A 12,190-nucleotide genomic window follows, 5' to 3' on the forward strand; every position below is an offset into this window, starting at 1 on the left:
TCAACGTCCGGAGGGGAAGGGGATGGGGTGGACCTCTAGAGTCCGTACTGGGCACGCATGCCGATGAGCTTCTCGATCTCATCTGCGGGCAGTTCACGTTCGCCGTTGATCAGGCGGGTGAGGAAGGTCAGTTGCGCCGTGTACTCGAGGCGCTCCATCTGGAAGTAGGCGTCCCAGACATCGGAACCCCAGCTCAGTGCGCCGTGCTGCTCCAGAAGGGCGACCTTGTGGGTGAAGGCGAAGGGCTCCACGGAATCCGGGACCGCCTCGGTCGAGGGGGTGCCGTACGGTGCCAGGGGGATCTCCGGCATGGCGATGACCGATTCGGGCATCATCTTCTTGGTCAGCGCCTCGCCCTTGATGGCGAAGGCGGTGCCGTGCAGCGGATGTGCGTGCACGCAGGCCTTGATGTCGGGGTTCACCCGGTACATCCGCAGGTGCATCTTCACTTCGCTGGTCGGCTTGTGGATGCCGCTGGGAGCGGGCTCGACGATGTCGCCGTCCAGGTTCATGACGATGAGCTTGTCCGGGGTGAGCTGTCCCTTGGAGACACCGGTCGGGGTGGAGAGGATGTGGTTGTCGTCGACCTTCGCGGTGATATTGCCGTCGTTGGCGGCGACCATGGTCCGCGACCACAGCATGTAACCCACCTTGCAGATGGCTTCGCGCAGTTCCTGGTGGGAGTACTCGGTGTGGGACATTCTGGGGGTTCCTTTCATTGGATGAGATTGATTGTGTGGTGCCGCATGGGGCGGCACTGGGTGCGTCATCGGACCTCTGCGAGGCGCCTGCGCATGTCGTTCCAGCGGGTCGGGTCACGTGGTTCGAAGCGGAGCGGGGTGAACGAGCGCTGGATGATTCCATCGCGTTCACCCGGTTCGATCGCGCCGATGGCCTCGAACTGGCTGAGCAGGTTGCCCGCCGCGGAGGCTTCCGCGGGCCCGCTGAGGACCGGGAGCCCGGTAGCGGAGGCGGTCATCTGGCAGAGCAGGCCGTTCCGGGAGCCGCCGCCGACGATGTTGACCACCTTGGGGCGGGCCCCGGTCAATTCGGTGACCTCGGAGATCGCGGTAGCGTGCGCGATGGCCAGCGACTCGAGGATGAGGCGGATGAGCTGGCCGGTGCTCTCCGGTTCCCGTCCGTACAGTTCCCGCATCCGGGCGTGGATCTTCTCGGGCATGTCACCTGGGGTGGTGAACACCTTGTCGTTCGGGTCGAAGACCACTTTCATGCTCGGGGCGGATTCCGCGGAGACCAGGAGCGCCGGGAGATCGGTGTTCTTCCCCGCCTGCTGCCAGGCGCGCATGCAGTCCTGCAGGATCCACAGTCCGGTGATGTTCTTGAGGAGGCGGATGCCGCCGTCGATACGGACCTCGTTGGTGAAGCCGCTGGTGAAGCAGGCGTCGCTCAGTACGGGTTCGTCGGTGCAGGCGCCGACCAGGGTCCAGGATCCGCAGGAGATGAACACCGAGTCCTCGGCGGACACCCCGTCGTGCGGGATGGCGTGGACGGCGCAGGCGGTGTCGTGTCCACCGGGGCGGACCATCGGGATCCCGGTGATGGTCTCCGGGCAGAGGACCATCGAGTCCCGGGAGATCTCGGAGAACCACCGCCGGGGGATGCCGAGTGCGTCGAGCACCTCATCCGACCACGTGGCGGCCCCCGGAGTGGCCAGACCCGTGGTCGATGAGATCGCGCGGCCGTGGGCCTGTTCCCCGCACAGCAGGGACGCGAAGTAGTCGGGGAGCAGCTGGACCCGTTCGATGGAGTCGACGAGCTCCGGGTGCTGCTGGAGATCGGCGAACAACTGGTTCGCCGTGTTGATGTCTGCGGGCTGGATACCGGTGAGGGCGAATGCCCGGTCCGCGGGCAGGGCCTCGTTGAACTTCTCGCGGTGCTCCGCCATCCGGGTGTCGCGGTACGACCGCACCGGGAGCGCGACCTGCCCGTCCTTCTTGACGAGCGCGTAGTCGACGCCCCAGCTGTCGACCCCGATGGAGTCGATGGCGATCGGGACCCGGGTGCGAGCGATGGTGATTCCGGCGATCGCACCGTCCAGGAGACGGTCGATGTCCCAGGCCAGCGCGCCGTCAACGGTGTCCACCTTGTGCGGGAAACGGTGGGCTTCCTGCATTTTCAGGGTTCCGCCGTTGAGCACTCCGACGATCGCGCGACCGTTGGAGGAACCGAGATCGAGAGCTACGGCGGCGTACTGGCTCGGGGACATGACAGTCTTCCTTACTTCAGTGAGGGGATGGACGGGGGATCAGCGGTACAGGGGCCCGAAGTTCGCGCAGGCCCGGAAGTCCGCGCTCTCCAGATCGGTGGTGCCGAAGCTGGACCATGCCCGCGGGCGGAAGATGCGCTCGGGTTCGATGTTGTGCATGAACACCGGGATGCGGAGCATCGACGCCAGGGTCAGCAGCTCGTCGCCGAAGTGGCCGTAGCCGGTTGCCGTGTGGTTGGCGCCCCAGTTGTCCATCCAGTCGTAGACGCTGCGGTGTGCACCCTCGCCCGTGAGACGCGGGGCGAAGAAGGTGGTCGGCCAGGTGGGGTTGGTGCGGTCGGCGATGGTGTCGCGGACCTCATCGGGAACCATGACCGTCCAGCCCTCGGAGACCTGGAGAGCGAGGCCCAGGCCGTCCACCATCACCAGGCGGGAAGCCGTGACCGGGAGGTCACCCGGGGTGTTGAAGTGGGTGGAGAAGCCGCCGCCCGGGAAGTACTCCTTGATGGCCGCGTGGAACGTGCTGGCCTTGATGTCGGCCTCGATGTCCTCGTCGGTCATCTCCCACCAGGGCTTGATCGTGGGATTGCCCTCGGCGTCCTTGGCGCCGCAGGCACCGTCGAGCGCGGTGGCGCCGGAGTTGCGCAGGTCCACGAAACCGTTGGCCGCGTGTCCGCTGAGTTCGTATCCGGTGACCCTCTTGACCGCCTCGGGCGACCAGTAGGTGCGCACGTCGCTGAACAGTTGCGAGCGGTTGGTCAGCAGGTTGTTCAGCAGCATGGCCAGTCCGTTGAGCACGTCACCCTCGGTCGCGAGGATGGAGGGCTGACGCTTGCCGTTCCAGTCGAAGCTGGTGTTGAGGATGGTCTCCAGCAGGTCGCCGTTGGGCTTGTAATCCGTCCACTGGCGCTGTCCCTGGAAGCCGGCCGCGATGGCGTCGTGGCCGTGGGCCTCCTCGGCGAAACCCATCTCCTTGAGCTTCGGGTTGCCGTTCATGAGGTCGTTGGCGACGAGGGTCATCTTGGTGATGTAGTCCCACTGCTCCTCGTACTCGGCCTCGGAGAGACGGTTGTGCTCGGGGTTGGGGTTCTCGCCCTCGACGAGGTTCTCCCGCACCCACTTGCGGGCGATCTCGTACTCGTCCTTGTCGTAGATGCCCTGGTTGATGCGGCGGTCGAACTCGATCATGTCGATGTACTCGGACTTCAGCCCGAGGTACTTGAGGATGTCGACCTCGGGGACGCGGCAGCCCGCGATACCCATGGACACGGTGCCCATCGCGAGGTAGCTGCGGCCCTTCATCTGGCCGACGGCGATGGCGGCGCGTGCGAACTTGAGGATCTGCGCGACGACGTCATCGGTCAGCCCATCGTCGGAGGCGTCCTGGACATCGTGGCCGTAGATGCCGAAGGCCGGGATGCCCAGCTGTGTGTAGGCGGCCAGTGCGGCGGCGAGGGTGACCGCGCCGGGACGCTCGGTGCCGTTGAAGCCCCAGATGGCGTGGGGGATGGAGGGATCGAGGTCCATGACCTCGGTGACGTAGTTCCAGGAGGAGGTGACGGTCAGGTCGGCGCCGACGTTGTGGGCGTCGAACTTCTTCTTGCAGGCGGCGGCCTCTGCTGCACCACCGATCGTGGTGTCGGCGATGACGACCTCGACCGGCTCACCGTCGGTGTAGCGGACGTTCTCACGGAGCAGCTTCGCGACGTTGTGCGCGAGCTCCATGGTCTGGTCCTCAAGGGACTCCCGAACGCCGCCGAGACGACCGTCGATGAGGGGGCGGATACCGATTGCCGGATGGTTGGTCATGATGGATCCTTTCCAGGTTGTGTGAACGATCCCATGTAGTTGGTGCGCTATCAACAGCGACTTCAAGCGCTCCAGCCTGTGTTCGTCCACTGATGTGAACGTTCTTACTTGAGTGTGATCGAGGCTGACTATTAAAGTCAAGGGTGACGCCGATCACTGGAATATAATGCCTGATGAAAGGGTGCTTAATTGAACACCGCAGTGTCCACCGTCACTATTTTGAGTTAACTGGAAGAAATGGGAACGCTCACATAATGGTTCCCTTGCGACAGTTGGCCTGTGTCAACGCCCGGAGGTCGGTGAATGTGGGAAAGCCCCGCATCTGAGCATGTGCTCGAGGATTGCGGGGCTGGGTACGCCGACGGACGTGTCGGCTAGTTGCGGAAGAAGTGGCTGTAGGCCTTGGCGGCCAGTCCGAAGACGGTGAAGCACAGTGCGAAGATGGCCGCGACGATGCAGGCTGAGACGACGGGCCGAGCTGTGTCGATGTAGCCGGCGGTCCACGCCATCAGCAGCGCGAACGCGATGCTGGCTACTGTCAGCTCGACTTTGGTGATGCCCGGTTTCCGTTTCATGATCCACAAGCCTAGCAAGGGGGTGGTAGGTGATTTGCGGAATGTCGTTGCGTGGCTTCGGGGTGGGGGGCGCTTCGGGTGGGCTCGCGGTCGAGGTGTACGGGGGTGGCGCGGAAATCCAGTGATTGTGGACACTGTCGCGGGGCTGGGGTTGTCCCACATTCCGAATGGGATTAGCTTAGCCTGTGCTGAGGTTGGCTGGATTATTGCTGCTCCGTCCTTCCCTCAGATGCTTCCCCTTGTTGAAGACAACCTCTTATTAGGAGTTTTTCGTGAGCGTAATGCCACATAACCGTTCCGGTCGGCGGGCTCTTGCCGCACTGGTCACCACCACTCTTCTCGCCGGCGGTATCGCTGTCACCGCACCGGGCGCCCTGGCACTGGAGAACGCCGCTGTCGAGACTACGGCTGCCTCGGAAGCCGCAGCCATCACGGCTACCGGAATCAACCGGGGAACCGTTGCCGTGGCCAACGTGTCCGTGGGCGACGGCGCCTTCCCCAACGGTGCGGACGTGACCGTGACCGTCGACGGAAAAGCCGCACAGTTCTTCGTCATCGTCAACGGTAAGGGTGCCGCGGTTGATTCGGTCAAGGCCTCCGAGACCGGGGCGCTGGAAGCCGTGGTCATGACACCGTCATCGAAGGACACCGACGGTAAGACCCTTCCTCTCACGTTCACCGCCGGTGATGTGACCCATAGCGTCGACGTTGAATTCGTCGGTGGTCGTGCGGCCAGGCAGTCCGTCCTCTTCGGACGCGCCGAGGCGCCCGCCATCGAGTACACCTCCCTCGGGGGCACCGTCACCGCGACGCTGCAGAACCTTGAGCCCGGTGCGACGCTGGTCGCCGTCGGTGTTGACGGTCAGAACTGGCTTCCGGACGGTGCCACCTACACCGCTGACGATGACGGCACCCTCGTCGTCCCCGGGGTCGGCATCCCCAACGATGAGTCGCTCATCGGCAAGGCCATCGGCGCCACGGTGCGCCTCATCGACGGCACAGAGAAGACTCTCGTCGCCCGCCGCAACGGTGTGACTCCCGCCGTTGACGTGATGAACGAGAATCGGATCAACGTCATCGCGGAGAAGAAGGTCAGTCCCGGTCTCTACCAGTCCGCGTATTCGAAAGAGCTCAATGCCCTCTTCGTCACCCGTGCGCCGTTCAACCTCGACGAGCACTCCCAGATTCTCAAGCTGAATCCCGATACCCTCGAGGTTGACCCGACATTCAATCCGATCGTCACCCCCGAAGGTGAGGTCACCCCGCGCGAGGACAGGGCGTTCGGTATCGCGGTCGACGAGAAGAACAAGACCCTGTGGGTCGGGCGCACCCTCGGTGGTTCGGTCACCGCTTACGACGCGACCACCGGAGCAGTGAAGAAGGCCTTTCCCGTCAACGTGTCGGGCATGTCTCACCCCCGTGACATCGTGGTCGATGAGACCACCGGTCTCGTCTACGTCGGCGATGTGACCTCCAGGAACGACACGGATGTCTCCGAGAAGAACATCCGCATCTTCGACGGCAACACGCTCGAAGAGAAGGGTTCCATCTCGATCCCGAACTTCCAGAAGGGCCCGATGGAGCTGAAGCTCGACCAGCCGGGCCGCACCATCTACACCGTGGACTTCACCGGAAAGACGGCCGCCAAGATCGAACTAGGTGCGGACAACAAGGTCACCACCTATGACCTCGGCAATCCCGAGGTTCAGGGGGACCGTGGTGCAGGCGTCGCCTTCGACAGCAAGCGCAACCGCCTCTATGTCGCAACGCAGGCACCTTCCTGGGTCAAGGTCATCGACCTGAACACCGGTGAGGTCATCTCCACCATCACCACCGGAGCGAGCCCGCTGGATGTGCTCTACGATTCGGTCAACGACGTGGTCTACTCCATCAACCGCCTCGGCGCCACGGTGAACCTGATCGACCCGGAGACCTTCGCGGTCACCGCGACCCGGCGGATCGACTACCTCCCCAACCAGCTCTCCACCGACGGCAACGGCAACGTTTTCATCACCACCAAGCCGTCACGGGACTTCGGTGAGAATGACACCATCTACAAGGTCACCGTCGACCGTGCAGGCAACGGCTCGACCGACATCAAGGGGTCCTCGGAGGTTCCGGGTTCCTCTGACGTGAAGGGATCCAACGCCTTCGCAGGTGGCGGACTGCTCGCCATCCTCGGTGTGCTCGCCGCCCTAGGTGCACTCATCGGAGGCCTGTTCCACGCGGTCCAGTCCGGACTTCTCGGGCACTTCAATCTCCCGAAGCTGTAGGAACCACCGGCTCGGTTCCTCGAAGTGACCGAGGAGCCGGAGCCATGAGGAAGGACCGCCCCGGGATCATGATCCCGGGGCGGTCCTTCCTTTTTCCATCGTTCACCCACGGGTGAATGAAACAGAGATCAGAGCAGGGAGGCGTAGATCTCGCGGATCTCGTCCCGGGTGGCCTCACGCGGGTTGCCCGGGGTGCAGACGTCGGCGAACGCGTCGTCGGCCAGGGCGTCCAGACCGGACTCGTCGACCCCGACCTCGGAGACCTTGGTGGGGTTGCCGACCCGCACCGTGAGGTCCGCGACCGCGTCGCACGCGGCCTTGCGCGCCTCGTCGAGCGGCATGTCGTACGCGCCCTTGACGCCGAAGGCGTCGGCGATGTCGCGGTACTTCTCTCCGGAGTACTCGGCGTTGTAACGCATGACCGGTGCCAGGAGAATGCCGTTGGCGACACCGTGGGGTGCGCCGTAGCGGCCGCCCAGCGGGTGGGCCATGCCGTGCACCAGACCCAGACCGACATTGGAGTAGCCCATGCCCGCGATGTAGCTGGCGTAGGCCATCTTCTCGCCGGCTTCCGCGTCGCCCTCGAGGGACTTCTCGAGGTTCTCCGCGGCCATTCGGATCGCGGTCATGTGGACCGAATCCGACAGCTCCCAGGCACCCTTCGTGATGTAGCCCTCAATCGCGTGTGTCAGGGCGTCGAGACCGGTCGCGGCTTTGAGGCCACGCGGCATCGAATCGGTCAGGTCGGGATCCACGATGGCCAGCACGGGAATGTCGTGCGGATCGACGCAAACGAATTTCCTCTGGTTGTCCGTGTCGGTGATGACGTAGTTGATCGTCGTCTCCGAGGCGGTACCGGCTGTGGTGGGGATGCCGATGATCGGTACCGAGGGATTCTTCGTGTCCGCGACGCCCTCCAGGGAGATGACGTCCGCGAACTCGGGGTTGGCGGCGATGATGCCCACTGCCTTGGCGGTGTCCTGCGGCGAGCCACCGCCGAGGCCGATCAGTGCGTCCGCACCGCATTTCTTGAACACCTCGACCGCGGCCTTGACGTTCTCCACCGGAGGATTGGGGCGGACGTCGCTGAAAATCTCGTACGGGAATCCGGCTTCGTCGAGCAGATCCGTGATCTTGGCGGTCACCCCGGTCTCCAGGAGGATCGCATCGGTGATGAGAAGAACCTTGTTCAGGTTGCGGGAACGTAGCTCGGGGACGAGGTTGGAGATCGCCCCACGACCGAAGTAGGAGGTCTGGTTGAAGATCATTCTGTGCGTCATGGGTTTCGACTTTCTGGGCCACCGGGGGTGGCCCTGGTCAGGTCCGCTCGCCGACCGGGGTCCCGGGCGGCCGTCCGGAGGTGATCGGACCTGTCTCAACCACACGCTGGAAACAAGTCCTTCAGAGCAACCGGACGCGACAACAACTATACGCCAGCGGAGTGAATGTGACCGTTCCCAGTTGGTGTTCTCCGTGTCACCTGAGGCGTCCACTATGGAGGCGGTATCTGACAGAGACTCGCCGGGTCGCCCGCCCCAGGCCACCTGGCGGGCAGATTACGGAGAGGGATGGATTCCCATGTTGCACGGCGTGCGCGGAAGTGCAGGGCCCGTTCCTGCCGAGCGGCGCTTTTCGGAGTGTGAACGGACTCAGAGTCCGTCGATCGCACGGATGAAGTCGTCGAGGTCACGCGGATTACGGGAGGTGATCAGCGTCCAGCCGTTCGCCGTGCAGACCTTCGCCGACTCGTCCACGACGGTGGCACCCGCGTTGCGCAGGTCCGTGCGCACCGAGTCGTAGCCGGTCATCGTCTTGCCGTCGGCCACCCCGCTCTCGATCAGTACCCACGGAGCGTGACAGATCGCGGCGACGGCCCGCCCCTCATCCGCCTGTTGCTTGACCAGGTTCCGGACTTCTTCGTCCATGCGGGCTGCATCGGAGTTGAGGGTCCCGCCGGGTAGCACGACGACGTCGAAGGGGCCGACGGCCTCGCTGAGCCTGACGTCGGTCGGGACGACGGAAGCCGGGTCCCTGTCGCCTTCGAGTGTCTGGACGTCCTCGCCGGTGGGGGTCGCGACGATGACGTCGTGCCCGAGAGCACGGAGCTTGTCGGCGGGCTGGACGATCTCCGCCTGTTCGGTGCCGAAGTCGGTGGAAACAATGATGATCTTTTTTGTGTCAGCCATGCCACGAGGCTATGTCCCGCAGTGGAACTCCGCCATGCAGGCGAGGCTCACTCGACACCGCCGACGGCCCCCCGACATCTCCGGAATCAGCTGTGCCCGAACCGCCGGAGGCACGGTTGGTAGGGTGGCCGCCGTACACAGCACACAGCTGATTCCGAGGAAACTGGAGTGGTCAATCGTGTCCCACAAAGTTCGGGCGGTCGTATCCAGGGCGAAGGACGCCCCCGTGGAGACCGTCACCATCAACGTCCCCGACCCTGGCCCCGGGGAGGTGGTGGTGGACGTCCTCACCTGCGGGGTCTGCCACACCGACCTGCATTACAAACTCGGTGGGATCGGGGACGAGTACCCCTACCTCCTCGGGCACGAGGCCACCGCGGTCGTCGCGGAAATCGGGGAGGGTGTGACCAATGTCGCCGTCGGCGACCGGGTGATCCTCAACTGGCGTGCCGTCTGCGGGCAGTGTCGCGCCTGCGCAAAGGGGCAACCGCAGTACTGCTTCGACACCGCGAATGCGACCCAGAAGATGACCCTCGAGGACGGTACCGAACTGTCCCCGGCGCTCGGGATCGGTGCCTTCGCGGAAAAGACCCTCGTCGCGGCAGGGCAGTGCACCAGGATCGACGGGGACGCCGATGCCGCCGCCGTCGGGCTCCTGGGCTGCGGTGTCATGGCAGGTATCGGCGCGGCCATCAACACCGGTGAGATCAAACGCGGAGAATCCGTCGCCGTCATCGGCTGCGGCGGGGTCGGCACCGCGGCCATCGCGGGAGCACAGCTCGCCGGCGCGACAACCATCATCGCCGTGGACCTCGACGACGGGAAACTGGCCACGGCCCGGGAACTCGGGGCGACACACACCGTCAACTCCGGTGACACCGATCCTGTCGCGGCCATCCGCGAGGCCACCGGTGGATTCGGCGCCGACGTCGTCATCGACGCCGTGGGCATCCCGGAGACCTACGAGCAGGCCTTCTACTCCCGTGACCTCGCCGGTCGCGTCGTCCTGGTCGGTGTTCCCAACCCCGACATGAAACTCGAACTGCCCCTCCTGGACATCTTCGCGCGCGGTGGTTCGCTGAAGTCCTCCTGGTACGGCGACTGCCTGCCGTCGCGGGACTTCCCGATGCTGGTGGAACAGTACAAACTGGGGAGACTGGACCTGGATGCGTTCGTCAGCGAGCGCATCGGCATCGACGACATCGAGGAGGCCTTCGACAAAATGGGCAGCGGCACGGTACTGCGTTCGGTGGTGGAGTTGTGATGGGCGCGCGCATCGAGAACATCGTCACCTCCGGCACCTTCTCACTCGACGGGGGAACGTGGGAGGTGGACAACAACGTCTGGATTATCGGGAATGATACAGAGGTTATCGTCATCGACCCCGCCCACGATCCCGCCGCCATCCGGGAGGTGGTCGGCGACCGTCGGGTGACGAAGATCCTGCTCACCCACGGCCACGACGATCACATCCGCTACGCCCGTGAATTCGCCGGGCTCGTCGACGCCCCCATCCACATGAACCCGGAGGACCAGGTGCTCTGGGAGAAGGTTTTCCCCGGTACGGCACCCGATCACCGGATCACGGACGGCGACACCTTCGACATCGCGGGAACGACGCTCACCGCCCTGCACACCCCCGGGCACTCCCCGGGATCGACCTGCTTCCACGCGGAGTCCCTCGGCGTCGTGTTCTCCGGAGACACCCTGTTCAACGGCGGACCGGGGGCCACCGGACGCAGCTACTCCGACTTTGACACCATCATCGATTCCATCCGCACGCGGCTGTTCACCCTGCCCGATGAGACCGTGGTCAAGACCGGACACGGCGACGAGACGAGCATCGGCGCGGAGAAGCCGCATCTGCGGGAGTGGATCGAGCGCGGACACTGACGGCCCAAGTTCGCCCGGGGGAACATGGTTGATCGTTCGCATTTGGAGATCCGCGGTTTCCGCTGCCTGATCATTCCACCGGTGGATTGTGTGTCCACGTAGAATTCCGCTGGAGTGATGGTGCTGGGACCGTCGGTCCAGTCTCCTACGGTGGGTATCCGGGAGAGGAGGTCATTTTCGTGTGCTCCCGCCGAAGTAGTTCCGCCGCTTCATGGAAAGCGTAGCGGTCTTCGAGGATGTCTATGTAGCTGCCGATGGTCAGCGGTGGGTTTCGTCGCCGGGTGTGGACTGCATGAAGGGCATGATATGCGCGGGTCGGGGACAGTGCGACGGTATCAGCTGCAAATTCCGCAGGAGGAATCGCCTTTTCAACGCCGTCAGGTAGACAGTATTCCGGGAAATCCCGCAGATTCGATGTCACGATGATGGACGACGCACCGATACCGGATGCAGCTAGAACATGCCAGTCGTCGGGATCGGGCAGTTCGGCGGGAGGGACGGTTCCTTCCGTAGATACGGTGGCGTCCGGAAAAGCTTCACGCAAGTTGAGGATGAGCCTGCTCGCTTTACGTTCCGCTTCGCTCCCCTGGGATCCGCTGGCCCCGGCTTTCTCGATCTCACACAGCCGGAGTTCCTCCAGCGTCAACTCACTCCACCGCGGAGTGTAGAGACCTTCCACGGCGAGGGACAGGAGAAAATCCCTCTGGATGCTCGGCCACAACGTGCAGGTGTCGAGGGTCGCGGTAAACACTATTCAGCTGTCCGTCGGCTGGCGGGTCGCCCCGTGGTGTGCTGCCACGGTTTTTCGGATGTTACGGAAATGGTCAGCGTCCGGGGTCTCGGATTCATGGCCGTCGATGGGTATATCGGCCAATGCCTCGAACTGTCGTTGCTGTTTCATGTTGCGGTAAGTCTCGAGATCCGTGAATCGAATCCGGCGGTGGCGATTTATCTTCACGTAGGGAAGTTCACCACGCTGAAGAATGCGGACGATCGTCGATCGTGACACACCCAGATAGTCGGCGGCCTCTTGGGTGGTCACCTCGGTCTCACGGGGAATGATCGTGGCGATCTGGCCACGGCGCATGGCCTCAGCGGCCTGTCGTAGAACCGGAAAGAACTGCGGAGGCAACTCTATCTGTTCATTGGTCTCGGAGTCAGTGAGCATGCAACGGGGGGGAGTGGACCGCCCGGTCCGCTTCTCCAGGTGGGAGCAGAAGTCGGTGA

Annotated in this window: 11 protein-coding genes; 3 read left to right on the top strand and 8 right to left on the bottom strand. The window is 64.0% G+C overall.

The window, feature by feature from the left end; genetic code table 11:
• Positions 1-35 precede the first annotated feature (35 nt).
• The 4 genes from JDV75_RS07030 to JDV75_RS07045 all read right to left on the bottom strand — a co-directional run bounded on the left by JDV75_RS07030 (position 36) and on the right by JDV75_RS07045 (position 4,611).
• Positions 36-701, bottom strand: a complete 666-nt coding sequence (locus JDV75_RS07030) for a class II aldolase/adducin family protein (protein ID WP_198738555.1) — start codon at positions 699-701, stop codon at positions 36-38.
• Positions 702-766: 65 nt separating this feature from the next.
• Positions 767-2,227 (bottom strand): rhamnulokinase, encoded by a 1,461-nt coding sequence (locus JDV75_RS07035; protein ID WP_198738556.1) that lies wholly within the window; start codon positions 2,225-2,227, stop codon positions 767-769.
• Between the two features lie 39 nt (positions 2,228-2,266).
• The gene (locus JDV75_RS07040; RefSeq protein ID WP_198738557.1) at positions 2,267-4,036 is read right to left on the bottom strand and encodes an L-fucose isomerase; all 1,770 of its coding nucleotides are present in this window, start codon (positions 4,034-4,036) and stop codon (positions 2,267-2,269) included.
• Between the two features lie 374 nt (positions 4,037-4,410).
• On the bottom strand, positions 4,411-4,611 hold the full coding sequence (locus tag JDV75_RS07045) for a hypothetical protein (RefSeq protein WP_198738558.1): 201 nt from the start codon (positions 4,609-4,611) through the stop codon (positions 4,411-4,413).
• Positions 4,612-4,883: 272 nt separating this feature from the next.
• Between JDV75_RS07045 and JDV75_RS07050 the strand changes: the two genes are divergently transcribed.
• Positions 4,884-6,884: a YncE family protein gene (locus tag JDV75_RS07050; protein WP_198738559.1), complete on the top strand. Its 2,001-nt coding sequence runs from the start codon at positions 4,884-4,886 to the stop codon at positions 6,882-6,884.
• Positions 6,885-7,012: 128 nt separating this feature from the next.
• Here the strand turns inward: JDV75_RS07050 and fucO are convergent, their stop codons facing one another.
• Positions 7,013-8,164 (bottom strand): lactaldehyde reductase, encoded by a 1,152-nt coding sequence (gene fucO / locus JDV75_RS07055; RefSeq protein WP_198738560.1) that lies wholly within the window; start codon positions 8,162-8,164, stop codon positions 7,013-7,015.
• Positions 8,165-8,533: 369 nt separating this feature from the next.
• The gene (locus JDV75_RS07060) at positions 8,534-9,070 is read right to left on the bottom strand and encodes a DJ-1/PfpI family protein (protein ID WP_198738561.1); all 537 of its coding nucleotides are present in this window, start codon (positions 9,068-9,070) and stop codon (positions 8,534-8,536) included.
• 178 nt (positions 9,071-9,248) lie between these two features.
• Between JDV75_RS07060 and JDV75_RS07065 the strand changes: the two genes are divergently transcribed.
• Both JDV75_RS07065 and JDV75_RS07070 read left to right on the top strand, forming a co-directional pair.
• Positions 9,249-10,334 (top strand): S-(hydroxymethyl)mycothiol dehydrogenase, encoded by a 1,086-nt coding sequence (locus JDV75_RS07065; RefSeq protein ID WP_198738562.1) that lies wholly within the window; start codon positions 9,249-9,251, stop codon positions 10,332-10,334.
• Positions 10,334-10,963 carry an MBL fold metallo-hydrolase gene (locus tag JDV75_RS07070; RefSeq protein WP_198738563.1) on the top strand — a complete coding sequence of 210 codons (630 nt, stop codon included), beginning with the start codon at positions 10,334-10,336 and terminating at the stop codon, positions 10,961-10,963. Before JDV75_RS07065 ends, JDV75_RS07070 begins: the two co-directional genes overlap by 1 nt.
• 145 nt (positions 10,964-11,108) lie before the next feature.
• Here JDV75_RS07070 and JDV75_RS07075 read toward each other — a convergent pair whose 3' ends face one another.
• Both JDV75_RS07075 and JDV75_RS07080 read right to left on the bottom strand, forming a co-directional pair.
• Complete coding sequence (locus JDV75_RS07075) at positions 11,109-11,714, bottom strand: VapC50 family PIN domain-containing toxin (protein ID WP_198738564.1); 606 nt, start codon at positions 11,712-11,714, stop codon at positions 11,109-11,111.
• Positions 11,715-11,717: 3 nt separating this feature from the next.
• Positions 11,718-12,131 carry a helix-turn-helix domain-containing protein gene (locus JDV75_RS07080; protein ID WP_198738565.1) on the bottom strand — a complete coding sequence of 138 codons (414 nt, stop codon included), beginning with the start codon at positions 12,129-12,131 and terminating at the stop codon, positions 11,718-11,720.
• Between the last annotated feature and the right edge of the window lie 59 nt (positions 12,132-12,190).

This window comes from Corynebacterium meridianum, assembly GCF_016342265.1.
Classification (GTDB): domain Bacteria; phylum Actinomycetota; class Actinomycetes; order Mycobacteriales; family Mycobacteriaceae; genus Corynebacterium; species Corynebacterium meridianum.